We start from the raw sequence: 25,417 nt of genomic DNA on the forward strand, positions 1-25,417 counted from the left end.
ATCAACAGCTAGCTGTCCGCTGTCTCCATCGCCCTGCCAGCGAAGCGCCGGCCCAGCGCGGCCCAGGCGGCCGGACCGACGCGCGCCGCCCGGGCGGCCACCGCGCGCGCGCGAAGGGTGTCGCCGGCGGCGCAGGCGTCGATCAACTGGCGGCCCAGGGCTTGGAGGCCGCTGAGACCGGCGTTGCCGGTGGTGGCGACCAGATCTTGCGCCTCCGCCCGCAGGGAGGCCAGGTCGCCGGCCTGCGCCAGGGCCCCGACGCGGCGGACGCGGGCCTCGCCATGTTCCACGAAGTTACGTACCAGGATGGCGAAATCCGCCGGCGGCACCAGGGCCTGCAGCGCCGCCAGGGGGGCTGGATCCAGGCGGCAGAGACTGGCGTCGTCGTCCTCCATGGCCGTCGGTCGCGCGGCCGGGGCGGCCATGTCGCCCGGGGTGGTTTCGCCATGATCGGCACCGCTGGCCACCCAGCGGGCGACCGTATCCAGGAACTGCTGCTGGTCAAAGGGCTTGGAGACATAGTCGTCCATGCCGGCGGCCAGATAATCCTCGCGCATGCCCACCATGGCGTTGGCGGTCATGGCCAGGATGGGCAGGCGGCGCAGGCCCAAATCGCGGCGCAGCGCCCGGGTGGCGGTCACCCCGTCCATCACCGGCATCTGCACGTCCATCAGCACCAGGTCGTAGGCGGTGGCACGGCATGCGGCCACCGCCGCCTGCCCATCCTCCGCCATATCGACGGTATAGCCCTCACGTTCCAGCATGATGCGCGCGACGGAGCGGTTGACCATGTTGTCGTCGACCAGCAGCAGGTGCCGGCCCCGTCCCCGCGGCGGCGCCTGGCGACCGGCCCGTTGCTCCACGGGGGACGCGGCGTCGCCCCGACCACCGGCGGCGGCCCCGGCGACGGTATGGTCCCCGTGCGCGCCGGCGGACCTGAGCGGAACATCCACGATGAAGGTGGAGCCCGCGCCCGGCGCGCTATCCAGGGCGATGGTCCCGCCCATCAGCCGCACCAGCTCCCAGGAAATCGCCAAGCCCAGGCCCGTACCACCGAAGCGGCGGTTGATGGAGGTGTCGGCCTGGGTGAACTTCTGGAACAGACGGCCTTGCTGGTCCGCGTCCATGCCCACGCCGGTATCGGCGACGGTGAACCGAAGAGGGCGGCGCGCATCCGGCATCGCCTTCCCCGCGACCGCCTCCGCCGGAACCAGCGACACCGTCAGGCAGACGCGGCCCTCGGCCGTGAACTTGACGGCGTTGCCCATCAGGTTCAGCAGCACTTGCCGCAGGCGGGTGGGATCGCCGTTGTAGGCGCCGGCCGCCTCGGGCACCAGGGTGGCGGTCAGTTCCAGGCCCTTCTCCCGCGCCTGGGGCGAAACCAGGGCCATCACGCCGTCCACCACCTCTCCCAGGGCGAAGTCCACCGTCTCCAGCTCGACCTTGCCGGCCTCCAGCTTGGAGATGTCCAGGATGTTGTTGATGATGTTCAGCAGGCCCTGGGCGCTGTCGTGGATGGCCTCCGCATAGGCCCGTTGTTCCGCGACGAGGGGGGTGCCCAGCAGGATCTGGGTCATGCCCATGATGCCGTTCATGGGGGTGCGGATCTCGTGGCTCATGTTGGCCAGGAAATCCGATTTGGCGCGGCTGGCCGCCTCCGCCGCCTGCTTGGCGCCCGCCAGATCCTCGGCCAGGGCGGCCAGTTCGCCCTCGCGCTTCTTCTCCCGGGTCACTTCCGACAGCGTCACCACCAGGCCGCGTCCCCAGGGCACGGCGGTGACGCGGAACCAGCGATCGTCCAGATCGCGGTGGTATTCGAAACTGGCGGGGATGCCCGTGTCCACCACCTCTACCTGGCGGGTGAAAAGACCATCGCGGGCCAGTTCGGGGAACAGTTCCTTCAGGCCCTGGCCCACCAGGTCGGCGGCGGCGCGGCCCACCATTCTTTCTCCCGCGACGTTGACCAGGGCGAAACGAAAGTCGCTGACGGAGCCATCCTGGTCCCGCACGGTCTCATAGGCCAAGACGACGTCCAGGGAGGCGTTGAGCACGCTGTCCAGCAGGGTCCGCTGGGCCTGAAGGGTGGCACGCGCGGCCTCCAGTTCCGTCACCTGGGCGTTCAGCTGCAGCGTCGCCGCCACCTGGTCCGACACGTCGCGCAACAAGGCGACATAGTGGGTGATCCGCGTGTCCACCCGGGCGGGGAAGATCGCCAGGTCCGCCCAGAAGGCCTGCCCATCGCGCGTGTAGTTCTGCAGGCGTTGGCGCACCGGTTCCCCGGCTTTCAGCGCTTGGCCGATCCGCTCCAGCGCGGCCTTGTCGGTGAGCGGCCCTTGCAGGAAGCGGGGGGAACGTCCCACCGCTTCCTCACGCGGGTAGCCCGTCACGGCGGTGAAGGCCTCGTTCACGAAGATGATGCGGGGGCCCGGCTCCTCCAAGCTGCCCGCCTCGGTGATCATGATGCCGTCCGTGGCATGGACGGCGACGGACTGAAGCAGGCGCAACCGCTCCTCCGCCGCCACCTGGCTGGTGCGGTCGCGCCCCGATCCGCGATAGCCCAGGAAGGTGCCGGCCTCATCGAAGACGGGCTTGCCGCTGACGACCACATGCCGGGGGACCCCATCCTCGCCATGGAGGCTGTAGGCCAGGTTGCGGAAGGGGCGGCGCGCGGCCAGGCATTCCTCATAGGCCCGGAAGTCCCCGCTGTCGGGGTCGATGGCGAAATCGCGGCGGGTGCGTCCCAGGAAATGCGCCGCCGGCACGCCCAGGCTGGCCACCCCCTGGGACATCTGGATGAAACGGCCCTGGGGATCCGTTTCCCAGAACCAGTCGCTGGAAACCTCTGTCAGGTCGCGGAACTGGGCCTCGCGCTGGGCGATGTCGCGCTCGTGCCGGTCCAGCGCCACCGCCATGTCGTTGAAGGCGCGGGCCAGTTGCACAAACTCCGCGGCGCCAGGGGCGACATCGGCCCGCGCGCCACGGTCACCGGCCGCCAAGCGGGAAACGGCATGGCGCAGGGACACAACGCCCCGCAGCACCGTCGCCTCCACCCCCACCCAGCCCAGCAACAGGGCGCAGAGCGCGGCCACGCCGCCGAACGCCAGGGTGCGCCGCTGGTCCTCCAGGATAGGGGCGAGGACGGCGGCGCGGTCCACCGCCACCACGACATGAGCGCCGCTGCCAGGCAGCGTGGCCATGCCCACCAGCCGATCGACCCCGTCCAGCGTGACGAACTCACCCCGGTCGGTGGTTCCCGTCAACACCGCCTGGACGAAGGGATGGTCCTTGAAGTTCCGGCCCACCAGATCCCCCCGCTCCGGCAGGCGGGCCAGCACCGTGCCGGTGCGGTCCAGCACCAGGAACAGGGAATCCTCATGGGCGAAGCGGGCGCCGGTCTTTTCGATCCAGTCCATGCTGAGGCCCGCCATCACCACCAGCACGGGCTTGGCCGGCTCGGCGCCCGGATGGTCGTTGGTGCCCGTGGCCGCCGGGGTGGCCGCGAACACCGGCTGGGCGGTTCCCATGATCACCCGGTTGCTGGGCCGACCGAAAATATAGTCGCTGGTGCTGGGCCGGCCGGTGTCGAAGGCCTGGCGCACATAGTCCCGGTCGCTGTAGTTGGACCACGGCTGGTCGGCGGAAGAGCAGATGACCGAGCCGTCGGGCCGCACGACATGGATGTTGGAAACCCAGGGCTGGGACGCCTTCAGGATGCGGGCGTCGTCTACGCACTGTCCCAGGGGCAGTTGGGCCGAATGCTCGGCGAAGCCCCGGCTGAGACGGCGCACCTGATCCAACAGGCGCTCCTGATCGTCAGCCGCCATGCCGGCCAAATCCGCCGCCTGGGCCTGGGCGGCGGCAATCGCCTCGTCCCGCCGGGCCCGGCTTTCGCCCAGCAACAACAGGAAGAAGGGCACGGTCGTGCCGATCAGCAGCAGCAATAGACGCCGCCGCAAGCCCAAGGCCATCCGATTTTCCCCCTCAAGCCGGGACGTCCCGTCCCCGCCGATCATCACCGCCCCCTTTGTCGCATCCGCCGCCACCGGCGTCCACAACGCGGACGGGGAGGCGCCGCGACTTAGTCCGCGGCGCCCGCCACCACCTGGCCGCCGGCCGCGTGGTCCGTGCGTCGCCCCATGAGGCGGGAGGTGAAGTAGGCCAGCTCCAGGGCGGGACCCCGGGCACGGGCGGCATCGTCCAGGCCCCGGGTGCCGTGCCCGCCCTCGTCGCTCTCATAGAACAGCACCGGCTTGCCCAGCGCCTCCATGCGCGCGGCGAACTTGCGGGCGTGGCCGGGGCCCACGCGGTCGTCGTGGGTGGCCGTCATGATCAGCGTTTCCGGATAGGTCCGGGTCGGGTCCAGCCGCTGATAGGGGGAGATGCTGGCCAGGAAGGCGCGCTCCTCCGGCACGGAAACGCTGCCATACTCCGCCACCCAGGACGCGCCGGCGGCGATGGCCTCATACCGCAGCATGTCCAGCAGCGGCACCTTGATGGCGACGGCGCCCCACAGATCCGGGTGCTGGGTCAGGGCGACGCCCATGAGCAGCCCGCCATTGGACCCGCCGCTGATGCCCAGCCGGGCGGACCGGGTCACCTGGCGGCTGATGAGGTCGCGCGCCACGGCGGTGAAATCGTCGAAGGACTTTTGGCGGTGCGTCTTCAGCGCGGCCTCATGCCAGGCGGGCCCGAATTCCCCCCCGCCCCGGATGTTGGCGACGACATAGACGCCGCCCCGGTCCAGCCACAGCTTGCCGATGGTGGCGGAATAAGCGGGCAGGCGCGACAGGTTGAAGCCGCCATAGGCCGTCAGCAGGGTCGGGTTGTCACCGTAAAGAGCCATGTCCTTGCGGTGGACGATGAAGTAGGGGATGGCGGTGCCGTCGGTGGAAACGGCCTGCCACTGATCGACGGTATAAGGGCTGGCGTCGAAGCCGGGCGTGCCGGCCTTGACCAGCGTCGCGGCGGCGCTGTCCAGGTCCACGCTCCACAGCGCCTGCGGCGTCAGGAAGCCGGCCACGGACACGGTGAGCTTGTCCTTGTCCTCGCTGCTGGACTTGATGCTGATGGCCGACATGTCCGGCAGATCGACGCGCTGGGCCTTCCAGCCACCGTCGGCCCGGGTCAAAATGGTCAGGCGGCCGCGCACGTTCTCGTCACTGGTGACCACCAGGTGCGACCTGGCCTTCACCAGGTTGGTCACGGCCTCATGCGGGCCGGGCAGGTAGACGGGGGCCGCCCGCAGCTTGGCCGGCTCATGCCGGGCGGCGTCCAAATCCACCGAGACGTAAGAACCGCCGGGAAAGGTGCGGCCGGTGGCCGCCTGCCAGTCCTGGCCCAATTTCACCACCAGTTGCCCGTTGGCCAGGACCGCCAGTTCCGCCAGCGGCGGCAGGCCCAGCCGCAGGGTGCGGCGGCCCTCCACCAGATAATGCTCCGTCGTGAAATAGGTGGGCCGGCGCACCAGCACGATGGCGCGGTGGCCCTGGCGGTCGCGGAAGACGGCCGGACTGACGGAGGTGTCGGTGACCAAGCCCCGGAAGATCTCATGCGCCTCTTCCAGCCGCTGGCCGCGCTGCAGAACCTTGACCACATAGGGGTAACCGGCGCGGGTCATCGCCGTGCCGCTGGAATCCCAGCCCCGGGCCACCAGCAGGGTGTCGTGGTCCAGCCACACCACCGTCTGCTTCGCGTACGGCAGATGGAAGCCACCGGGCACATAGGCCTTGGCCGCCGGATCGTATTCCCGCACCTCCACCGCGTCCTCGCCGGTGCGCGACAGCGACACCAGGCAGGTCCGCCCCACCACCACCGGTTCGGCGCCCGGGGCCGGCGGGGGCGCGTCCGGATCGAGCGTGCCGAAGCAGTTGGAACCGGCGTACACGTGGCGCACGCCGTCGATGGTGGTGACGGCCGGGTCCTTGCCGTCCACCGCCCCGCCAGAGGGCAGGGCGCCGCTCCCCCCCTCTTCCGAGGCCTCCTGCGCCAGCAGGGTGGCGGTGGTCGTGAAATCGGCCAGCGGGGCGTCCCGCGTCAGTTCAGCTAGGGTGCGCGCGTTCTGCTGCGCGACCCAGGCCAGCGCGTCCGGCGCGTTGGCGTTCTCCAGCCAGGCGTAGGGATCGGTATAGGTGGACGACAGGCCCGACAGCGGCGGGGCAGCGTCCACAGGGGGATTGGTCGCGCACGCCGCCAGGGACAGCGCCAAGGCCAGGGCGGGAAGAACGCGCGCCAGGATGGGGAAACGGGTCGGGGACGGCATGGGGACGCGACAGCCTCGGCGGATCGGAACCCGCCCCCGGCGCACCGGCGCGGACGCCGGCGTCAGGGGAACGGTGAAACGGGGCCGGAAACATCCGGCCCCGTCCCATGGTTGATCCCTAATCCTTGAGTTTCCGTAAAAGGTAGGTGAATTCCAGCGCCTGCCGGCGGGCGGTCTCCTTCAGGTTGGCGCTGGCGGCGTGACCACCCTCGGTGTTCTCGTAATAGAGGAAGGGCAGACCCATCTCCTTCATCTTGGCCGCCATTTTGCGGGCATGGCCGGGATTCACGCGGTCATCCTTGGCCGAGGTGACGAACAAGGGTTCCGGATAGGTCACGCCTGCCTTGAGGTTATGGTAGGGCGAGATATGGGCCAGGAAGGCCCGCTCTTCCGGGATGGCCGGATCGCCGTACTCACCGATCCACGAGGCGCCGGCGCCGATGACGGGGAAGCGCAGCATGTCCAGCAGCGGCACCTGGATGACGACGGCGCGCCACAGTTCCGGATGCTGGGTGAACTGCACCCCCATCAGGAGGCCGCCGTTGGACCCGCCCTCGATGCCCAGCCGACGGGTGCTGGTCAGCTTGGTGGCGATCAGGTCACGGGCCACGGCCACGAAGTCATCATAGATGGTCTGGCGCTTGGTCTTCAGGCCGGCCTCATGCCAGGCGGGGCCGAACTCCCCACCGCCCCGGATGTTGGCCAGGACGTAGGCGCCGCCCCGTTCCAGCCACAGCTTGCCGGCGGTGCCCAGGTAGTGGGGCAGCATCGGCACCTCGAACCCGCCATAGGCGTACAGCAGGGTGGGGGTGGAGCCGTCGAAGGGCACGTCACGCGGCCGCACCACGAAGTAGGGAACGCGGGTACCATCGCTGGACACCGCCTCGCGCTGTTCCACCACCGCCTTGGACGCGTCGAAGCGCGGCGGGGAGGATTTCAGCTTTTCCACCTTGCCCGTGTTGGTATCCACCAGCGACAGGGTCAAGGGTTCCAGGAAGCTGGCGACGGTGACGAACGCGCGGTCATGGTCACGGTCGGCACCGGTGATGGTGACGTCGGCGTTGTCCGGCAGTTGCAGCAGGGCGCGGCGCCAGGTGCCGTCGGCGTTGCGGTCGGCCACGTAGAGCCGGCCCTTCACATTCTCGGTCAGGCTGAGCAGCAGATGGTGCTTGGTGAAGTCCACGCCGGTCAGGCCCTCCCGCGCGGTGGGGGCATAGACCACCACCGGGTGCAGATGGTCCGGATCGGCCGTGGCCGCCGCCAGATCCACCGCCACCACGGAGCCCTGGCTGACGGCGGTGCCGCCGGCGTCCCAATCCTGCTTGACCTCGACGATCAACTGGCCGTCATGCAGGCCCTGGACCTGGACCTTCAGCGGCAGGGCCAGGCGCTTGGGCTGGCCGTCCGCCAGCAGGTAGGTCTCCGCCTCGAAGAAGCTGAGGTTGCGGATGATGAGGGTGGCCTGGTGGCCCTGGGCATCGCGCAGGGTGGTCGCGCCGACCGACATGTCGGTCGGCTGGCCGTGGAACACCTCCTTCGCCTGCTCCAGCGGCTGGCCGCGCTTCAGCGACTTGATGACCAGGGGGTAGCCCGCGTTGCTCATGGTGCCGGGGCCCCACTCGCGGGCCACCAGCAGGGTTTCCGTGTCGGCCCAGGCCACCGTCTGCTTGCCGCGCGGCAGGCTGAAGCCGCCGGGCACGAAGGCCCGCGTCTTCATGTCGAATTCGCGCAGGGTGACCGCGTCCTCGCCGCCGTTCGACAGGTGGACGACGCAATGGCGGCGGGTTTCCTCGTCGCAGTCCGTGCCCTTGAACACCCACTTCACGCCCTCGGCCTTGGCCAGCGCATCCACGTCCAGCACAGTCTGCCAGTCGGGCTTTTCCTTGCGGAAGCTGTCCAGCGTGGTGGTGCGCCACAGCCCCTGCACGTGGTCGCCGTCCTGCCAGAAATTGTAGACGGCCTCACCCCGGAAGCTGACGACGGGCACCCGGTCCTTGCTCTCGGCGATGGCGGTCGCCTCGGCCAGCAGGGTCGGGTAGCGCGGATCGGCCTGCAGCACGGCGGTGGAACGATCCGTCTCCGCCTTGGCCCAGGCCAGGGCGTCGGCGTTGTTCATATCCTCCATCCAGGCGCGGCTGTCTTCCGGGATGCCATTCCCGGGGGCGCTTGTGGTCGGTGCGGAATCGGCGAAGGCGGCGGTCGCCCCCAGCAGCAAGCCGGGCGACAGCAGAAGTGCGCTGATCGTGTTTTTCATGAACCCCATCCGTGATGGCGGTCGTCCGCTGCCACGGACCGGCCGCCGCCCCACTGTCTATGCCCCTTGGTCGGGGACCGGATAGTAGTGGGTCAGGACGGGGACGGATGCAATATCCTGATTGGGGCAACTTGATTGGGGCAAATCCGCGCGGGCTCAGGCGTCCGCGTCACCGGCGTCGATCACCCCATCCGGCGCCTTGCGGAAGATGGAAGGCGTGCCGACATACAGCAGCACCGCGTCCCGGTCGGATGTGTTGCGGGCGCCATGCGGGTGCAGGGCGTCGAAATGCAGGCTGTCGCCGGGTCCCAGCCTGGCCTGGGTATTGCCCACCACGCCGGTCACGTCCCCCTCGATGACATAGAGGAAATCCTCCCCCTTGCGCTGGCCGGTGGGGAAGGCGTGCCCGGGCGGCACCCGCATCAGGACGATGTCCAGCTTGCGGTCCGCCAGGTCGCTGGCCAGGTCGATGTAGTCCACCGGACCATCGGCCTGGATATGCCGGGGCTTGGCCGCGCGGTGCACGATGGTGCCGCCGTCCGGCACTTCCATGAAATAACTGAGGTCCACGGTCAGCGCGTCGGCCAGCGCCAGCAGCGACACCAGCGACGGCACGCTCAAGTCGCGTTCCGCCTGGCTGATGAAGGGGGCGGACAGGCCGGACAGGTGGGCCAGCTGTTGCAAGGTCAGGCCCAGCGCCTTGCGCCGGGCGCGGATACGGTCGCCCATCGGCATCTGACGCCGCCGGTCGGCGGTGCTGGCGATCTGCATGGCAAAGCCCCCTCTTGCCCCGGGCCCCCCATGGCCGGGTCCGGCCGCGCTTCCCGGGTTTGCCCCAGGACGGCGATGCCGGCTGAACAGTTGTTCCCTCCTGTAAAGGGCGCGGCCCTTATGGTAAAGCCGGCAACCCCAGCCCCCGCCGCATAGCCGCGACGCCCCCGACGGGATGGTTCAAAATTATTCGTGAATCAAATATTTGACGATGACGCGTCTGAAGTGGCGCCTCAGGCGTCCTTGAACGCCACGCGGACATTGCCCCAGACGCGGCCGCGCACCCGGATGGGGGCGTCCACCTCCTTCAGGGTCACGATGACGCCGCCCCCCATGTCGCGGGAATACGACTGCACCAGGAAATCGCCGGTGTTGCGGCCGGCGGCCAGGCCGGCGCGGTCGTTGAACAGGCGGCGGTTGCGGCTGTTGGCCATGTTCCACACATACTCCCCCGGCCGCTGCGGCTGCGACACCCGTTTCATGTGGGTGGGCAGATAGCCGGAGGGGACGACGGCCGCGCAGAACTGGATGCGGGGATCGCCCGCCGCCACCGTTTCCTGGATGTCGGGGAACAGCCGGTCGGTCACGGCGGTGTAGGGCGCCATGTACTGCTGCGGGTCGGTCCCCGGTATGGGGTCCAGGTCGGGGGAGAACAGCGCGCCCTCGGCGAGGTCACCGGCCTGCAGGGCGCCTTCCAGCGCCTGTGCCATGCGGCCGGCGGCGGAGAGCGCCAGGTCGATGAAGCCGCGATGCCGTTCCATGGCGCGGTCCATCACCGACCTCAGCCGGTCGGTGGCGGCGGCGTCGACATGGACGAAGCACAGGTGCAGGCCCAGTTCGCTGGTTCCGGCCACGACGGCGGCGACGGTGCCCATGCCGTCGGCCGTCAGCGCCACCTCCTGCTGGTCGGCCAGGGCCGGCAAACCGTCCACCGCCACCAGGGCGCCCCGCACCGACAGATCGCGCAACTGGCCGGAATAGGCCCGCCCCTCCACCCGCACCGTGGCCGGCAGGTCGCAGGGCACCCGGTCGGCGGCGCGGCGATCCCCAGCCAGCGATTGGCGCAACGCGATGGTCATGCGGCGTTTCAGATCCACCATCGCCGTCTGCGTCTCGCCCACGCGCAGGTCCAGATCGGCGGCGATGGTGGCGATATCGTCGGACTGATCCCGAATGCTGCCCACACTTTGGGACACCTGGTGGGCGGCACCGGCGGAGTCGGAGGCGCTGCGGCCGATCTCGGCATTGGCGGCGGAGGTTTCATTGATCTCGCCGATCACGGCGATGACGGCCTGGATGGCGTCCACGCTGGCCGCCACGGCCGCGCGCAGGCCCGCCACCTGGCCTCCGATCTCATCGGTCGCCTTTTGCGTCTGGCCGGAGAGCGACTTCACCTCGTGCGCCACGACGGCGAAGCCCTTGCCGGCCTCCCCCGCCCGTGCCGCCTCGATGGTGGCGTTCAGGGCCAGCAGGTTGGTCTGCCCGGCGATGTCGGCGATCAGGGTGGTGACCGCGCCGATCTGGCGCGTCGCCTCCTCCATCCGGTCGATGGCGCCGGCGGCCAGCTCGGCACTGTCCACGGCGCGACGGGCCACGTCACTGGAGCGGGCGGCCTGACGGGCGATCTCCTCCCCGGCGGCGCTCAATTCCTCCGTCGCGGCGGCAACGTTGCCGGCGTTGCCGCTGGCCTGTTGCGCGGCGGCCGACACGGCCACCGTGTTTTCGCGCACCACGGCCACGGCCTGCTTCAGGTGGGCGACCCCGTCCACGGCCCGGTGGCTGCCCCGTTCCACCCCCATCCAGGTGGCGGTCAGGTCAGCCTCGATGGCCCGGCAGGTTTCCAGGAGGGCCTGGCGCGCCTCCTCCCGCGTGCGCTCCATCAGCTCGGCCTTTTCATCGGCGCTGAACGCCAGCCGCGCCCGCAGGGCGCGCAGACTGGCGGTCACGGTCTGGAACTCCGCCGCCGGGTCGGGCGGCATGGCCTGGTCGAAGCGCCCCGCCGCCAGGGCGGCGAAGTGCGCCTCCAGGCGACTCAGCGCCTGGCGCAGCGTGCGCAGGACCCAGGCGCCCCCCAGCAAGGCGATGGCCAGCGACAGCAGGGTCATGACGACGTTGGCGCCCAGCCACGAACCGCCGGCGGCCGCCCCGCCCGATCCGAGGAAGCGCACGCCCCCTGCCCCCAGGGTGCAGGCGATCATCGCCCCCATGGTCAAAACGATACGGCCCCGCACACCGCCCGCCAGGGACGCCAGGCGCGCGCCCGGACCGGCGGCCACGACGACGCCCTCCTTCAGGGCGCCCCGGCCGGCACGCAGCCCGGCATACAGCGCCTCGGCGGCGCGCACCTCATCCCGGGTGGGCTTGCTGCGGATGGAGATGAAGCCGGCGACCGTGCCGTCCTGCACGATGGGCGTGACGTTGGCGCGCACCCAGTAATGATCGCCGGTCTTGGTGCGGTTCTTGACCAGGCCATCCCAGGGACGGCCGGACCGGATGGTGGCCCACAAATCGGCGAAGGCCGCCTTGGGCATGTCGGGATGGCGCACCAAGTTGTGGGGGGCGCCGATCAGTTCCTCATGGCTGAAGCCGCTGACCCGGATGAAGGCGCGGTTCGCATAGGTGATGCGCCCCGACGGATCCGTGCGGGAAACCAGCAGCTCACCGTCGCGCAGCTCCACCTCGCGATTTGTCACGGGCCCCGTGTCGCGCATCGCCGTCGCCCTCCCCAGGCACCGCCAGGCTTTTCACCATGAAGCCCCCCCATGAAGTCGCATTGGCGGGGCCCCAGCCAGGCGTTGATCCTAACGTATAGGGTAAACTCCCTGAACGCCAAGGACTGACACCCTAAGAAGTGCGATGACACGCATGACGACAACGATGGGTGGGACACGCCGTCCGGGATTCTGGGCCGGGGATCTGGCCCCAGGGATCTGGCCTGGGATCTGCGGCCCGCCTCAGGCGATCTGGGCCGGATGCAGGTGCACGACCCGGCCCAGATCGCCCAGCAGGGTCAGCAGATCTTCCGTCAGCGTGACGCCGGCCGGGACCACCTCTTGCCCCTGCACGGTGGTCAGGGGCGCGCGCAGCACCATGCCCGGCCGCAGTTCGTCCAGGTGATAGCCGCTTTCCACCAGGCGGGGGGTCAGGGCCAGGGCGCCGGCGGCGGGGGCCATGATCTCGTTGGGCGGGCCGACGTCCACCCGTTCGTAACGCTCCGGCGGTTGCGGCGCTCGGCCGCGCCGGGACAACAGCCGCCCCAGCCGTTCCATCAGGGAGACGCGGTCGACAGGCTTGACCAGGAAGGCGTCGCAGTCGAGCGCGATGCTGAGCGACACGGTGGTCTCTTCATTGCTGCTGGTGAAAATGCCGACGGGAACGCCGGCCGGCAATTGCGTGGCCCCCATCCGGATCTGCTTCAGCACATAAAGCCCGTGCGCCCACGGCATCATGAAATCCAGCAGCACGATGTCGAAGTGGGGCGTGGCGGCGATGATGTCCAGCGCCTGGCGCCCGTCACCGCAGGCCGTCACCGCAGCCCCCATCTTGCGGAGCGTCGTTTCGACGACGGAGCGGGTGAAGGGTTCATCATCCGCGACAAGGATGCGTACGCCGGTCAATATCATGGGGATGCCGTGCCAGGCTGTGTCGTTCCGCAAATTCGTAACCGATCCCGGTTATGAAACCATGACAAGCACCGGCGCGCGAGACCGAATCCCGACTGGGGGCCAGAGAGAGGGGACGGCAGTGGCTTATGAAAACGACCTGATCGAGGTGCTGGAAGCCTCCCCCATCGGGGCCGCCATCCTGGATGACCAGGATCAGATCCTGTTCTGGAACAGCCCCTTGCTGGACATCCTGGGCGGGCTTCAGGAGGACGCGTTCGCCCACGCCGCCGCCCGCGCCTTCTTCGCCCACGACAGCGACTATCGCCAGGCGCGCCGCCTGCTGGCGGAGCGGGGCCATGTCTCGGGGCACGAGGTTCGCATCCTGAGGGCCGACGGGCTGGAGGCCTGGGCGTCGGTCACCATCCGGGCCATCCGGTTCGAGAACCGCCCGGCGACCCTGGTCTGGTACTACGACATCACCCAGACCCACCAGCGCAAGCAGGCGCTGGAGGCCTCGCAGCAAGCCTTGCTGGAGGTGCTGGACAACGCCCCGGTGGGGGCGGCCCTGTGCGACGGGCCCGGCCGGGTCAGCTATTGGAACAACGCCCTGCTCGACCTGCTGGGCTCCGACGACGGCGACCTGGACCAGCGCACCATGACCACCCTGATCGACCAGGCGGAGGCGGTGCTGGGTCTTTATGGGCCGGGCCACACCTTCCCGGTGCCGGTGGGGGAGGCCAACCGCTGGCTGGCCGCCTGGCGGGGGGCCATCACGTTTGAAGGCCGGCCCAGCACCATCATCTGGCTGCAGGACGTGACCGAGCTGCGCACCGCGCAGGAGGAGGCGGAGCGGGCCACCCGCATGAAATCCTCCTTCCTGGCCACGGTCAGCCATGAAATCCGCACGCCGATGAACGCCGTGCGCACGCTGGCCGAATTGCTCTCGGACACCAGCCTGTCGGCCGAGCAGGCCAAGATGGCCGCCACCATCCGGGACAGCGCCGACGGCCTGGTCGCCGTCATCAACGACATCCTGGACGTTTCCAAGATCGAGGCCGGGCGCCTGGAGGTGGCCCCCCGCCTGTTCAATCTCGACCGGCTGATCGATGGCGTCGTCTCCCTGCTGCGCCCCAAGGCGGAGGAGAAGGGCATCAAGTTCCGCGTCACCGTGCAGGCGGACTTGGCGCCCTGGCGGTACGGCGACGACATGCGCATCCGCCAGATCCTGGTCAACCTGCTGGGCAACGCCATCAAATTCACCGAGCAGGGCACCGTGCGCTTCCAGGTCCGCCAGGGCGAGGCGGCGGGCGCCCTGCTGTTCGAGGTGGCGGACACCGGCATCGGCATCCCGCCCGAAACCCTGCCCCTGCTGTTCCAGCCCTTTCGCCAGGCGGAATCCTCCACCGCCCGCCGGTTCGGCGGCACCGGGCTGGGGCTGTCGATCTGCAAGGGGCTGGTCGACCTCATGGGCGGCGCCATCGAGGCGCGGAGCGTCGTGGGGCGCGGCTCGCAATTCTTCCTCTCCCTGCCCCTGGCCGAGCGCGAAGCGCCGGCCGACGCGCAGGCGCGGACCCAGACCACCCGCGCCGGCCGCTGGTCCGGCCCCACCCTGGACCAGGCGGCGCAACGCGGGGCGGTGGTTCTCTGCGCGGAGGACAACGCCACCAACCGCGACGTGCTGGCCCATGTGCTGGACCGGCTGGGCGTCGCGCACGAGTTCGCGGAGGACGGCCTGGCCGCCCTCCGCCTGCTGGATCGCGGCCGGCACGGGCTGCTGCTGACCGATGGCCATATGCCGGGCCTGGATGGGTGGGAATTGGCCACGGCCATCCGCGACCAGGAACAGCGGGGGGGACTGCCGCGCCTGCCCATCATCGCGCTGACGGCCGATGCCGTGCGCGGCGTGGAGGAGCGGTGCCAGGCGGCCGGCATGGACGACCATCTGACCAAGCCCCTGTCGGTGGAGGCGCTGGAGGCAGCCCTGTTGCGGCTGCTGCCGACCCTGGCTGACCTGCGCAGCCCGACCGAGGCGCGGGCGAGCGACCTGGGCCCCGGCACCGTGTTCGATGTGGAGGCCCATGTGCTGGACCTGTCCGGCCTCATCGACATGGTGGGGTCGGAATTCGAGGTCATCGACGGCATGCTGGAATCGTTCCGGTCCAGCGCCGACAACCTGATCGCCGACCTGGTGGCCGCCGTCGACCTGGGCGATGCCAAAGCCATCCGCCTGGGCGCGCACGCGCTGAAGGGGGCGGCCCGCTATGTCGGCGCCCGCAAGCTGGCCGACGCGGCGGCGGCGGTGGAGGAGGCGGGGCAGCAGGAACGCCTGGGCGAGGCCCGCCGCTGGGCGCCGGCCTTCCGCCCCATCATGGACGAGCTGTCGCGCGCCATCGAGAAGATCCGGGTGGAGGAACAGCTGCGCCGCATCCGCCAGGAGATCGGCGAGCTGGCCACCTCGCGCCGGGGCGTCGGCGCGGGGTTGGAGTTGGAGGCGGTGGTGGACATCACCGAAGTGGCCGCCGACCGCATCCTGGCGGCGGCCGAAACCATCCTGCAACAGGTCGACCGCATCGCCAGCCCCAGCGACGCGGAGGCGGTGCAGGGCGCGGTGATGGCCATCTTCGAGGCCTGCAGCTTCCAGGACCTGACCTCCCAGCGGGTGCGCAAGGCCGTGGCCCGCCTGGCGGAAATCGAGGAGAAGCTGGACGCCGTCGTCCGCGGCGACGCCGGCATCGCCGCCCTGTCGGAGGAAGGGGAAGCGGAAACGGCGCAGGACGACATCGACAAGCTGTTCGCCTGATGGGCGGTGGGGCAGGGTGGGGAGGTGGGGCGCCAAACGGGCGACCCTTCGTGTCGTCACTCCTTAATCGACGGCCGCGCCCGAGCGGGATAGGGGGCCGACTGCGGATTTGATGATCGTCTAATAACAACAAGGCTGCTTGATGTAGGCAGAACGCTATTTCACGATCATCAAACGGTGTAACTTTCGGCAAACGAACGTCAAGGGCTGCCTGGGGCTCACGCCGTTCACCCATGATGGCCTGACGGAGACGCCATTGCCTGTCGCTTATCACGAAGGACAGTTTCCACCCGCGGAGCTTGATCTCCACACCCTATTCCCGCTGGTTGGACCCGCCAATGCCGCGATTGCGCGGTATGAGGGCGTGCTCTCCGGCATTCCCAATCCGGACGTCCTACTGTCCCCGCTAACGGCCCGCGAAGCTGTTCTCTCAAGCAAGATTGAGGGGACACAGGTGACACTGGGCGAAGTGCTGGAATTTGAGGCGCAGGGCCATCTGTTCGACGAGAGCACCCCTAAGAAGGCGGACGCGCGCGAAGTTCTGAACTATCGCGCCGCCTTGCGCGAAGCGGCGGCCCTGATGTCTCGGCTTCCACTGTCGCAGCGGCTCATCAAGGCCACGCATCGGGTATTGATGGATGGTGTCCGTGGTCGTCACAAGGATCCCGGCGAATACCGCCGCATTCCCAACTGGATCGGACCAGAGGGCTGCACCATCGAACAGGCGCGCTTCGTTCCGCCAAGTGCTGACAAGATCGAGGGGGCGATGTCGGCATGGGAGACCTATATTCATACCGACGCGCCAGATCGACTTGTACAATTGGCCATTGTCCATGCCGAGTTTGAGGCGATCCATCCATTTCTCGACGGCAACGGGCGCATCGGGCGACTCATCATCCCGCTGTTCCTCTATACTCATGGGCTGCTGTCACGGCCCAATTTCTATCTCTCAGAATATCTCGAAGCCAACCGCGATGAATATTACGGTCGAATGCTCGCCGTCTCGCGTGACGGCGACTGGAGTGGCTGGGTGGCTTTCTTCCTGCGGGGCATCATCGCCCAGGCCGAAGGCAACACCCGGAAAGCCCAAGCGATTCTGGCCCTGCATCAGGACAAACGCGATTGGGTGGTGGAGATTACCCACTCGCAATATGCGGTGCGGGCCCTCGACTGGATTTTCCAACGGCCCATATTCCAGACGCCGGATTTCATCGCCTCAGCCCAAATCCCACCGCCGACGGCCAGAAAGATCATTCGCGATCTGCGCGACAATGGCCTGTTGCGCGAACTGGTACCGGCGGCGGGCCGCGCGCCGGCCACGTTCGTGTTCTCCCAGCTGCTGAACATTGCCGAAGGGCGGGACGCCTTTTGACCCCTGACGCCTGAAGCCCCCCTTTTTACGCGGTAACTCACAGACACTGTGCGGTGCCCCATAAGATGAGAATGGCAAGCGACACGAACCGCCAAAGTTTGCGTGAACTTACCGCATATCCTGAACACAGCCTTACCCAACTGATGCGAAAGCCTGCCGACCGACGCTACCGCTTGAGAAACTGCCGTGCGTTACGTCGCACTCACGCGGCTGGCCGCTAAAAGATGTAGGAGAATGGGAATGGCCAAGCCCGGCCGCAGGACTTGCAGCGGAATGATTCCGCCAAGAGCAGCCTTGCCATATTGTGCTTGGTGAGCGTTAGCGGTTCATGGCACTTCGGGCAAGCGAGCACTGTCGATAAATCGCCCAAGATGGTCCTGACATTGCCTACACAGTCGGGATGATCGCTCAGAAGGTATAGCCCGAGCACCGATCGCGTTTGAAAGGCGGCCCTAGCTCCGGTGTCCTTGGCGTGCATGCGTTCGAACAGCCCCTCAATCACATGGCTCAGGAAAAGCATAACGGTAGGCAGCACTTCATAGAGGCCATGATAGGAATCGTTGTCGGTGTGATTCTTAAAAATAAAGTTGAAATTCTCTGGCTCGGTTCGGATTTCCTCCCGCTCGGCAGTGATTAAATGCACCGCATGCTGGAAGATTCTGTAGAGCCCCTGCGGGTAGGCCGGCTTGAACAACACTTCGTTGAGCCAGTCAGAATCAACGACGCCCTTCAGCATTGTCTTTCCGACTGCGGCATCGATGATGGATTGCCGCCGGTTCCCGACGATCTTGGGCCTTAGTCCGGCAGGCGACTGGTTGGCGAACGCGTCATAAAAGTCGTCCTCGTCGCTGAACATCCACGAGAGGTAGACGAGGCTGTCCGTCAAAGGCTTCCGTAGAAGATTAAAAGCAACCACGACCTTCCACCGCTCCATGCAGCGTAAAGCCTCATAAATGTGATGCAAACAGTCTGACACCATTCCGAGGGTGATGGTGTTAATAGCAACGCGCTTCGCCTCGTCGAGCCTGCCAACCATCTTAAGCGCGACTATCGAGTCGGTCTCGTTCGCGTATCGCTCGAACGCTTCCGCTTCATCCGCATCTCGGAACTCGAAGCGGACATAGTGCACGCGCTCTCGCTCATATTCGCCAAGCATATGGACGCAGGCGTCATGTAGGAAGAAGCAGTACTCGTGGGCAAGGCGTTCGGACTTCGGAATCCGTTGGAGCCGGTTCCTCGGAATTAGCGCACAGGACACGTGCCGCGATCCTCTGGGACCGTCAGGAGTGGCCATTATGCGTGCAATCGTTAAGGTTTCCGCAATAGGACGCGATAACAGGTCTGAGCTTCTTAAGCCGGTTATGGGTTTTGACCGTTAACCTTAGCCTTTCAGCAGTTCGAGCACAAACAGTTCGCACCTTACATATTTTGAGCCTGGCAATCACTTCACAGCCCATAGCGCTCACTCTCAAATTATTAGATCTAATATATACCCAATCAAAAACACGAGAAAGCATACCGATTCTCGCATTATGTGGAAGCGCGGACACTTATCCCCCCTCCCGTACCGCCCCCAACGCGCGCTTGATGTTAAGAGTGATTCTCATTATCGTGCCTGCCGACGGTCACAGCAGCAGGTTCGACATGCCCGACGATCTTATGATCAGCCCCCGCGACCATCGGCCCCCGCCCACCCCGCTGGAGGGGTTGAGCGCCGGGGAGCGGCTGCTGGTGTGGAGCCTGCGCCACATGGCCCAGCCCTATGCCGGGTCCAGCCCGGCCCGGCCCGGCTGTCCCTTGATCCGCCATGCCTTCCTGCAGGCCTGCGGCGAGGACGCGGATGAGGTGATGGCGACCTTTCGCGCCTTTCTGCTGCTGTATGGCCGGTCGGCGCGGGAACGGCCGCGGGTGGGGTGTCCTGGGTGCCCCGACCTGACCCCGGATGAACGCCAGTTGCTGCGCCTGCTGGCGCTGGCCCAGCCCTCGGCCGAACCCAACGCCCCGGCCCGGCTGTACGCGCTGGTGGAACATCTGATGCGGCCCGGCACCAGCGACGGCGTGCTGGTGGCGTCGCGGGCCATGGCCTGCGCGTTGGGCGCGCACGGCCTGTCGCTGCCGGTGCGCCCCCTGGCGCTGGAGCGCATGCCCCTACCCGGGCGTTACGACGCCTGAGACGGGGGCGAGCGCCCCCCGTCGGCATCGACCTGCACGCGGTCGCCGCCCGCCGCCTTGGCGGCGTCCAGGGCCTGGCCGGCGCGGCGCAGGGCGTCCGCCAGGTCCGCGCCGCCACCGCCGCCGCTACCCTCACCCGTGCCGTCCCCAGGAACCTCCGCGTCCGACGCCCCGGGGGCCGGCGCCCCGGGGGCCGGCGGCGCGGAGATCCGGGCGATGCCGATACTGACCGTCCAGGCCAGGGTGGCCTGACCGTTGATGGGGGCGGCGCCCACCGCGCGGCGCAGGCCCTCAGCGCGGGCGGTCGCGTCCATCAGGTCGGCATCCGGCAGCATCACGGCGAATGCGCGCCCGCCGATGCGGCCGGCCACCTCGCCCTGCCGCAGCCAGCCCTGCAACAGCCGGCCGAACTGGTCCAGGGCGCGGTCCCCGGCCTCAGGCCCCAGGGACTCGTTGAGGGCCCTGAAATGGTCGATGTCGATGAGCAGCAAGGCCGCCGGCTGGCCCGCGCCCTGCCGCCGCCGCACCTCGCGCCCCGCCACCTCCAGGAAGTGGCGGCGGTTGGGCAGGCCGGTCAAGGCGTCGCGGGTGGCCATGTCGTACAGCCGCGCGGCGGACAGCCTCAGCCCGCCGACCAGCGGCCGGAAAATGAACAGGGCCTCCGCCAGCAGGGTGGTCAACAGGATGGCCAGCACCCCCTGCTGCGCCCGGCGCAGCCCGTCGATGCGCTGCACCGCCTCCCCCTCGAACTGGCGCACCGCCTCATCCAGCAGGGGGATGATGACGTCGCGCGTCTGGGTGCGGATATCGGCGAAGGACCGGGCGCGCAGGTCCTCGGTGGAGTCCGACGGCCCCTCGCCCCGGGCCAGGATGCGCACGGAGAGTATGAGGTCACGGGTGCGCCGGTCCAGGTCGGTCGGCGGTGAGAAATAAAGGGCGCGGGCGGCATCGGACAGGCCATGGGTGATGCCCAGGTCGCCGTTGCCGGCCAGCAGGGCGCGGTGGGCCCGCTCCATGGCGGCGGCGGCCTGCAGCAGGGGTATCCGCGCCTGTTCGTCATGATCCTCGTAAAAGTCCCGCGCCAGCAGCCCGATGCGCTGCGACAGCATGCGCTGGCGGCCCGCGACGTTGATGATGGTGCCGCTGTCGCGCTGCTGGGCGATGACATGGTCCAGCAACAGGTGCACCGCCCCCGACAGCAGGGCGATCAGGGCCAGGGCGGCGACATAGGCCACCGTCAGGCGGCGCGTCGGAAGGCGGTGGTCGGCACGCGTCATGTCACCGGGGCGGTCCTGGGTGGAACGGACGGCCCAAACCGGGGCGCGGCCGCCGCCGGATCATCAACCGGACGCTGTCGCGTGACAAGGCCGGTGGGGCTGACCTGATGGCTAGTCCCGCTCTGGCGTTTCGGGCGCCGGGTCGCCGTGGCCGCCCCGCTGGGAGGCGGCCCGGCGGCCCAGTGCCTGGGACCGGGACAGCGCCACCAGGCGGCCCCGGATGTCGGCGGCGGTCAGGTCGCCATGGGCATCACCGGCCGCCACCGGGCCATTGGCCGGCGATCCATCGGGCCGACTGCCTGTGGACTGGATAGTCATGGCGATCCTCCCCGTTCAGTCAGGCCCGCTCGATCGCCTGGGCCGCCTGGTCCAGGGCCTGGGCGATGGCGCGCGCCTGCTCTTCCGTCAGGCTTTCGCCGCGCAGGCGGAGGCGCAGGGCCATTTTCAGGTTTTCCATGGCCCGGACGACGGTGGCGGGCGGCATCCAGCCGCGCTGGGCGCTGACCTTGTCCAGCCGTTCCTTGATGGCGGCCAGGACGGGACGGTTTTCCTCCAGGAAGGCGGCGCCGGCGGACGTCAGGGTGTACAGCTTCTTGCCGCCCTCCCCCACCGCCACCTCGGTATGGCCCATTTCCTCCAGCAGGGTCAGCGTCGGGTAGACGACGCCGGGGCTGGGGCTGTAGCCGCCGCCGACCTTTTCCTCGATGGCCTTGATGATCTCATAACCATAGCGGGGCTTTTCCCGGATCAGGTCCAGGAACAGGAAACGCAGGTCGCCGTTTTCGAAAACCCGCGCCGCGCCGCCGCGACCACCCCGGCCGCCGAAGCCCTCACGCTCCCCCCGGGCCCAGCGGTCGCCATGGCCGCCCCAGTGAGCGCCCCAGGCGCCCCAGAAACCGTCGCCGTCGCGGCCACGGGCATGGCGGCGGCCGCCGTCGCAGTGCCGGTCCTCATGATGTTTGAAAAAGCGCATGATGATATCTCGACCCTATCTAGTGTGTTATTCGATATATCGTGAGATAAGATATATCTCGACCCTTTCTTGAGTCAAGGGCGGCGGCGCGGATTTATCGCAGATCATTGACGGCCCGGGGCGGCACCCCGGATAGTCGGGGCGCAAAAGAAGGAAGCCCCGCCATGTCGCCCGACACCCTGCACAACCCCATGAGCCTGGTCGGCCGATCCATGCTGGTGACCGGGGCGTCGGCCGGAATCGGCCAGGCCACCGCCGTGCTGCTGTCCCGCCTGGGCGCGCGCGTCACCCTGAACGGCCGGGATGAGGGGCGGCTGGGCGATACCCTGTCGCGGCTGTCCCCTGTTTCAAATGGGCCGGACGGGGGGCATCGCGTGGCGCCCTTCGACATGGGGGAACTGGATGCCATCCCGGCGTGGATGAAGGAACAGGCGGCCCTGTCGGGCCCCTTCGACGGCGTGGCGCATTGCGCCGGCATCCAGACGCTGCGCCCCATCCGCATCTTCACCCAGGAGTTCTTCGACCAGGTGATGCGGGTCAACCTGGGGTCCTGCCTGGCGCTGGCCAAGGGGCTGCGGCAGAAGGGCGTGAAGGCGGAGCGCGCGGCCATGGTCTTCATCTCCTCCACCGCCGCCACCGCCGCCTCGCCGGCCAACATCGTCTATGCGGCGGCCAAGGGCGGCATCATCGCCGCGACCAAGGGCCTGTCGGCCGAACTGCTGCCGGACGGCATCCGCGTGAACTGCGTGGTGCCCAGCATCGTCATGACCGACCTGATCGAGCGCGGCTTCGAAAAGCTGAGTCAGGAGCAGATCGACCATCTGCAACGCCTGCAACCCCTGGGCTTCGGCCATGTCGACGACGTGGCGCACGCCATCGCCTATCTGCTGGCCGACACCGGCCGCTGGATCACCGGCACCGCCCTGACCGTCGACGGGGGGCGCACAGCGTGACCATCCCCTGGGTGACCACTCCCTGGGTCAAGCTGGGCGACACGGCGGCGCTCGCCAGCCACGGCGACTATCTGACGGGCCGGGCGCCGGATGCCGAGGGCGGCGCCGTTCCCGTGGTGGTGCAGAACTTCCAGGGGGTCCTGAAGGCCTTCCGCAACGTCTGCTCCCATCGCTTCGCCCTGATCCACGACCAGCCCTGCGGGCGCGGACTGCTGCGCTGTCCCTATCATGGCTGGGTGTATGACGCGGATGGCGTGCCCATCGGCATCCCCTTCGACGACAGCGATTTCCAGTTGGATACGGAGGCTCGCCGGCGCCTGGCGCTGACGCCCGTGGGCCTGGCCGTCAGCGGGGGGACTGTGTGGGTGAACGTGGATGCCGCCGCCGCCTTTGCGGGAGATGCCTGATGGGGGAGATGCTGCCCGCCCGCTGGTTCGATGACCCGCACTGCCATGCCCAGGAATTGGCGGCGCTGCGGCGCCAGTGGCTGTACCTCGGCACCCGGTTCGAGGCGCCCTTGACCCGGCCGGTGCTGGGCACGCCCGTGATCCTGGACGGTTCCCTCAAGGCGACCGACGACCAGGGCCGCCCCCTGGAAACGGACGCCTGCGGCGCCTTCGTGTTCGTGCGTCTGGAAGGGAATGGCCCCAGCCTGGCGGAACATCTGGCGCCGGTGGCGGAGCACCTGGCCCGGCTGTCGGGCCAGTGCGACCAGTCCATCGCCGACGACCATGTGGAATTCGCCGCCAACTGGAAGGCGCTGGTGGAAAACACTATGGACGACTTCCACGGTTCCACCGTCCATCCCACCACCATCCATCCCGCCGTGCATGCCGATTGGCAAACGCATCTGGAAACACGGCGCTTTGGCCGGCACAGCACGTCCAGCTGGCGGCTGAGCGAGGGGACCGAGGCGTGGTGGCGGCGCATCGACGGCAAGGCCGGCCTGCGCCGGGTGGTGGACCATGCGCGCTATGACCACTGCTTCGTCTTTCCCAACCTGTATGTCGCCAGCTTTTACGGGGCCATGGTCATCACCCACACGGTGACGCCCCTGGCCCCGGACCGCAGCCGCCTGGACTGGCGCCTGTTCCTGCCGGTGACGGCGCCGGACAAACCGGCCGTGGCGGCCTTTCGCCGGTCGCTGGCCACCCTGCTGGCGCAGTCCGCCCGCACCGTGATCCTGGAGGATCAGCCGCTGTGCGAACGGGTGCAGCAGGCGCGGGGGGCGGCAGAGGTCGCCGGCGTCCTGGGCCGGCGCGAACGGCGCATCGCCGATTTCCATCACGCCTGGGCCCGGACCTTGGGCCTGGACGCCCCACCCCGGCCGGCGGACGCGCCCTATGAGGAGGGGGACGCATGACCCTGAGTTATCGCATCCCGACAGAGGACGACGCCCGCCTGCTGCTGGACTGGCGGCTCCGCCCCGATATCGCCCGCCATCTGTTCACCCAGGTGGAGGACGACATGGACAAGCAGCGGGCTTGGCTGGCCCGCTGTGCCGCCCGCGACGATTACCATCATCGCATCATGATGGTGGACGGGGTGCCGGTGGGCTACGCCTCCATCACCGTCACCCATCCGGCCTGGGGGATCGCCACCCTGGGGGCCTACATGGCGGACCGGCGGGGGCGTACGGGGTCGGCGCCGCTGAACTTCACCCACGCCCTGAACCACGTCTTCTACGCCTTGGGCTTGCGCAAGGTGGTGAACCAGGTCATGGCCGACAACGACCGCGTCCTGCGCGGCCAGACCATGCTGGGCTATCGTCATGTCGGCGTGCTGAAGGACCATGCGGTGAAGGAAGGTCAGGCATACGACGTCCACCTGTTTGAGATGTCGGCGGCCGACTGGGCGGTGAAACGCCTGAAATTCCGGGAATATGCCGATTGGGATGGGGGCCTCTGGCCCCCCGCCTAAAGGCGGATTGGCGGCGCCAGCCCGGGGGGCTAATTGTCGTGCAAGGAACAGAAGGCAGCTCCGTTCCAGGGCAAAGGCCCCCACGATGACCATGACCGATCCCCTCCCCCAATCCACCCGTCGGGTGGTGCTGTTCGCCCATTTCGATCGCGACGGCCAGATCGACGACCATGTCCTCTACTACCTGCGCGGCCTGCGCGAGGTGGCCGAGCGTATCCTGTTCGTGTCCGACGGCGCCTTGATGGAAGGCCAGGCGGAGCGGCTGGGCACCTTGGCGGAACTGGTCCATGCCGGTCGCCACGGCGCCTATGATTTCGGCAGTTGGAAGCTGGGCTTCGAGGCGCTGGGCGGCGATGTCGCCCTCTATGACGAGGTCATCGTCGCCAACGACAGCTGCTATGGCCCCGTCTTCCCCTTCGCCCCGGTGTTCGAGGCCATGGCGGACCGGGAGTGCGATTTCTGGGGCCTGACCGATGGGCTGGTGGACGGCGACATCCGCTATCTCACCAGCAATTTCCTGGTCTTCCGCCCGGCCGTGACCCGCCATGCGGAGTTCACCCGCTTCTGGCAAGAGGTGACGCGGCAGCCCGACAAGACGGCCGTCTGCCGCGCCTACGAATTCGGCCTCAGCCAGCGGCTCATGGCCCTGGGCTTCCGGCCCGGCCGCTATCTTCCCCAGCCCTTCGTCGCCAAGGAACTCTATTCCGACGTCTATTTCGACGACTGCCTGGAGGAGCACCGCATGCCCCTGGTGAAGGTGGCGGTGTTCAGCCAAAACCAGCAGCGTGTCGCCCGCCTGCGCGAGCGTCTGGACCGCATGGCCCAGTTCTATCCCGTGGCCCTGATCGAGGCGCATGTGGCGCGCCTGTGCGGCACCGCCCACCCCCCGATCCACGACCTGCCCTGGCGCCAGGAACGTACGCGCCTGGCGTCCCTGCCCGGCACGTACAGGCGCAGCAAGTACAGCCGTGACCTGCGCTGGTGGTGGTGTTACATCCGCGTTCTGGGAGTGCCGGTCTTCGCCGCCGCCCGGCGGGTGCGGGCGGCGGCGTGACAGGTAT

At 68.4% G+C, this 25,417-nt stretch carries 18 protein-coding genes; 8 read left to right on the top strand and 10 right to left on the bottom strand.

Annotated features, from left to right (window positions below):
- Window positions 1-8 precede the first annotated feature (8 nt).
- The 6 genes from FBZ90_RS19450 to FBZ90_RS19475 all read right to left on the bottom strand — a co-directional run bounded on the left by FBZ90_RS19450 (window position 9) and on the right by FBZ90_RS19475 (window position 12,940).
- Window positions 9-3,968, bottom strand: a complete 3,960-nt coding sequence (locus FBZ90_RS19450; protein WP_186455928.1) for a PAS domain S-box protein — start codon at window positions 3,966-3,968, stop codon at window positions 9-11.
- A gap of 110 nt (window positions 3,969-4,078) precedes the next feature.
- On the bottom strand, window positions 4,079-6,259 hold the full coding sequence (locus FBZ90_RS19455) for a prolyl oligopeptidase family serine peptidase (RefSeq protein ID WP_145734653.1): 2,181 nt from the start codon (window positions 6,257-6,259) through the stop codon (window positions 4,079-4,081).
- Between the two features lie 118 nt (window positions 6,260-6,377).
- A complete protein-coding gene (locus FBZ90_RS19460; protein ID WP_145734654.1) occupies window positions 6,378-8,513 on the bottom strand; it encodes a prolyl oligopeptidase family serine peptidase in 2,136 nt (711 codons plus the stop codon).
- Window positions 8,514-8,669: 156 nt separating this feature from the next.
- A complete protein-coding gene (locus FBZ90_RS19465) occupies window positions 8,670-9,284 on the bottom strand; it encodes a helix-turn-helix domain-containing protein (protein WP_145734655.1) in 615 nt (204 codons plus the stop codon).
- Window positions 9,285-9,517: 233 nt separating this feature from the next.
- Entirely contained in the window at window positions 9,518-11,995 is a 2,478-nt protein-coding gene (locus FBZ90_RS19470) for a methyl-accepting chemotaxis protein (protein ID WP_145734656.1), read from the bottom strand.
- Window positions 11,996-12,238: 243 nt separating this feature from the next.
- Window positions 12,239-12,940 carry a response regulator transcription factor gene (locus FBZ90_RS19475; RefSeq protein ID WP_186455929.1) on the bottom strand — a complete coding sequence of 234 codons (702 nt, stop codon included), beginning with the start codon at window positions 12,938-12,940 and terminating at the stop codon, window positions 12,239-12,241.
- Window positions 12,941-13,028: 88 nt separating this feature from the next.
- On the opposite strand from FBZ90_RS19475, the gene FBZ90_RS19480 reads away from it, so the two are divergent.
- Both FBZ90_RS19480 and FBZ90_RS19485 read left to right on the top strand, forming a co-directional pair.
- Window positions 13,029-15,689: a PAS domain-containing hybrid sensor histidine kinase/response regulator gene (locus tag FBZ90_RS19480; protein ID WP_186455930.1), complete on the top strand. Its 2,661-nt coding sequence runs from the start codon at window positions 13,029-13,031 to the stop codon at window positions 15,687-15,689.
- Window positions 15,690-15,945: 256 nt separating this feature from the next.
- Window positions 15,946-17,061, top strand: a complete 1,116-nt coding sequence (locus FBZ90_RS19485) for a Fic family protein (RefSeq protein WP_145734659.1) — start codon at window positions 15,946-15,948, stop codon at window positions 17,059-17,061.
- A 217-nt stretch (window positions 17,062-17,278) separates the two neighbouring features.
- Here the strand turns inward: FBZ90_RS19485 and FBZ90_RS19490 are convergent, their stop codons facing one another.
- Window positions 17,279-18,217, bottom strand: coding sequence for a hypothetical protein (locus tag FBZ90_RS19490; RefSeq protein WP_145734660.1), 939 nt, complete (start codon window positions 18,215-18,217; stop codon window positions 17,279-17,281).
- Between the two features lie 488 nt (window positions 18,218-18,705).
- Between FBZ90_RS19490 and FBZ90_RS19495 the strand changes: the two genes are divergently transcribed.
- Window positions 18,706-19,233 (top strand): hypothetical protein, encoded by a 528-nt coding sequence (locus FBZ90_RS19495; protein WP_145734661.1) that lies wholly within the window; start codon window positions 18,706-18,708, stop codon window positions 19,231-19,233.
- On the opposite strand, the gene FBZ90_RS19500 is transcribed toward FBZ90_RS19495, so the two are convergent.
- The 3 genes from FBZ90_RS19500 to FBZ90_RS19510 all read right to left on the bottom strand — a co-directional run bounded on the left by FBZ90_RS19500 (window position 19,221) and on the right by FBZ90_RS19510 (window position 21,483).
- On the bottom strand, window positions 19,221-20,510 hold the full coding sequence (locus FBZ90_RS19500) for a diguanylate cyclase (RefSeq protein ID WP_145734662.1): 1,290 nt from the start codon (window positions 20,508-20,510) through the stop codon (window positions 19,221-19,223). The genes FBZ90_RS19495 and FBZ90_RS19500 overlap by 13 nt on opposite strands.
- A 111-nt stretch (window positions 20,511-20,621) precedes the next feature.
- Complete coding sequence (locus tag FBZ90_RS19505; RefSeq protein ID WP_145734663.1) at window positions 20,622-20,828, bottom strand: hypothetical protein; 207 nt, start codon at window positions 20,826-20,828, stop codon at window positions 20,622-20,624.
- Between the two features lie 19 nt (window positions 20,829-20,847).
- Window positions 20,848-21,483 carry a PadR family transcriptional regulator gene (locus FBZ90_RS19510; RefSeq protein ID WP_145734664.1) on the bottom strand — a complete coding sequence of 212 codons (636 nt, stop codon included), beginning with the start codon at window positions 21,481-21,483 and terminating at the stop codon, window positions 20,848-20,850.
- A 164-nt stretch (window positions 21,484-21,647) separates the two neighbouring features.
- On the opposite strand from FBZ90_RS19510, the gene FBZ90_RS19515 reads away from it, so the two are divergent.
- From FBZ90_RS19515 to FBZ90_RS19535, 5 genes are all read left to right on the top strand, one after another.
- Window positions 21,648-22,436: an SDR family NAD(P)-dependent oxidoreductase gene (locus FBZ90_RS19515; RefSeq protein WP_145734665.1), complete on the top strand. Its 789-nt coding sequence runs from the start codon at window positions 21,648-21,650 to the stop codon at window positions 22,434-22,436.
- Complete coding sequence (locus FBZ90_RS19520) at window positions 22,433-22,843, top strand: Rieske 2Fe-2S domain-containing protein (protein ID WP_211102195.1); 411 nt, start codon at window positions 22,433-22,435, stop codon at window positions 22,841-22,843. The genes FBZ90_RS19515 and FBZ90_RS19520 overlap by 4 nt, the downstream gene beginning before the upstream one ends.
- A complete protein-coding gene (locus FBZ90_RS28690; RefSeq protein WP_145734666.1) occupies window positions 22,843-23,799 on the top strand; it encodes an RHO alpha subunit C-terminal catalytic domain-containing protein in 957 nt (318 codons plus the stop codon). The genes FBZ90_RS19520 and FBZ90_RS28690 overlap by 1 nt, the downstream gene beginning before the upstream one ends.
- Window positions 23,796-24,356: a GNAT family N-acetyltransferase gene (locus FBZ90_RS19530; protein WP_145734667.1), complete on the top strand. Its 561-nt coding sequence runs from the start codon at window positions 23,796-23,798 to the stop codon at window positions 24,354-24,356. The genes FBZ90_RS28690 and FBZ90_RS19530 overlap by 4 nt, the downstream gene beginning before the upstream one ends.
- 91 nt (window positions 24,357-24,447) lie before the next feature.
- Window positions 24,448-25,410 carry a rhamnan synthesis F family protein gene (locus FBZ90_RS19535; protein ID WP_186455931.1) on the top strand — a complete coding sequence of 321 codons (963 nt, stop codon included), beginning with the start codon at window positions 24,448-24,450 and terminating at the stop codon, window positions 25,408-25,410.
- Window positions 25,411-25,417 lie beyond the last annotated feature (7 nt).

This window comes from Nitrospirillum pindoramense, assembly GCF_007827955.1.
GTDB classification, from domain to species: Bacteria; Pseudomonadota; Alphaproteobacteria; order Azospirillales; family Azospirillaceae; genus Nitrospirillum; species Nitrospirillum amazonense_B.